General features: G+C 71.2%; 1 protein-coding gene and 1 pseudogene. Both read right to left on the bottom strand.

Annotated elements, in window-relative coordinates:
- Window positions 1-94 precede the first annotated feature (94 nt).
- A pseudogene (locus ACWGH4_RS35180) lies at window positions 95-512 on the bottom strand (VOC family protein); the annotation flags it as partial.
- Window positions 482-1,003, bottom strand: a complete 522-nt coding sequence (locus ACWGH4_RS35175) for a cupin domain-containing protein (protein ID WP_453467978.1) — start codon at window positions 1,001-1,003, stop codon at window positions 482-484. The gene ACWGH4_RS35175 and the pseudogene ACWGH4_RS35180, both read right to left, overlap by 31 nt.
- Window positions 1,004-1,280: the final 277 nt, after the last annotated feature.

Below are 1,280 nucleotides of genomic sequence, written 5' to 3'. Positions count from 1 at the left end.
ACCACACCGGCCCCCGCGCACAGCAGCCCACCACCACTCCCCCACACACGCCAGAACTCACTCCTACGAAGTCACACCACAGCAGTTCACAACCCCAGGTGCGTGAGCACAGGACGAGCCGGTAGCCGTCCGGGTCGGCGACCGTCACCCCGTGCTCGTCCCAGTACGGATTGTGCGCGCACCCGGGTGCCGCCGCAGGTCACCAGCCGGTCGACCAGGCTCTCCTCCACGGGGGCGCCCAGGTAGAGCACGAACAGGTCGTCCACGGTCGGAGCCGGCTCCAGCGGGCGCTCGGGGTCGCGGGTCAGCTCGAAGTGCCAGGAGGCGCCCGCGGGGCCGACCATCAGCAGTTCGTGCTCGCCCGGGACCCGTTCGGTGCTCCGCCACAGCACCGCGAGCCCCAGCCCGTCCACGTAGAAGCGTTCGGCGGCGGCGAGGTCCCGCGAAGGGCGGGCCACACGGACGTGCGTCGTGGAGTCGATCACGCCGACGTCTCCAGCGCGGCACGCCATACGGGGCTGTCGACGTAGTGGTTGTCGAAGCGTTCCGCGGACTCGGCGATCTCCTTCGGATCGGCCTCTCCGCGCATCACCCGGCCGAGCAGGCGCAGGTAGTCGAACCGGCCCATGCCGGGCGTGAACACGAACAGCACGTCCGCCTTTGCGCCGGGCGCCGCGGCGAAGGCGTGCGGGGTGCCCGGCGGCACGGCCAGGAAGTCGCCCTCGTCCAGGACGGTGATCTCCTCGCCCATCAGCACCCGCAGAGATCCGCTGATCACGAAGAACAGTTCGGTCGCCCTGGTGTGGAAGTGGGCCGGGGCCCCCACGGCTCCCTCGGCGAAGGTGGACCGGTACGTCGTGAAGCCGCCAAGGGCCTTGTCCGACTCGCCGAGCAGCGTCATGACACTGCTCGGGTCGGCACAGGTCTCGGCGTCCGCGCGGCGGGTCAGCACCGCCTGAAGGGGAGTGGTGGACAGGGATCCGGTGGGCGTTTCCTCGGTCATGATCACGACCCTACGGCCCGAAGTGCCCTGCGGCGCGGGTCATTTCGACGCCGAGACCCTGGGCCAATCCGTACCGGTCACGATGGGGGGACGAGACCTGGGATCCAGGGCTTCGTCGCCGGTGGCCCCCTGCCCGTCCCCACCGCGTCGCCGCCCGGCCGGGCGCCGGCGAGGGGCACCCCGCACCGGGAAACCGGTGGGGGAGCGGAGAGCTCCCCGACGCCGAGACCGGCAGAGAGTGATCACTCGCCAGCTGGGAGCCTGGGACACCGAAGGG

Source organism: Streptomyces sp. NPDC054847, from assembly GCF_053610925.1.
Note: the sequence above shows the minus strand (reverse complement) of the source record. Positions and strands in the feature narration are given on the sequence as shown.

Bases quoted from the DNA above. Each gene is read 5' to 3' on its own strand.
- ACWGH4_RS35175 (WP_453467978.1), bottom strand. From the start codon at position 1,003: ATGACCGAGGAAACGCCCACCGGATCCCTGTCCACCACTCCCCTTCAG.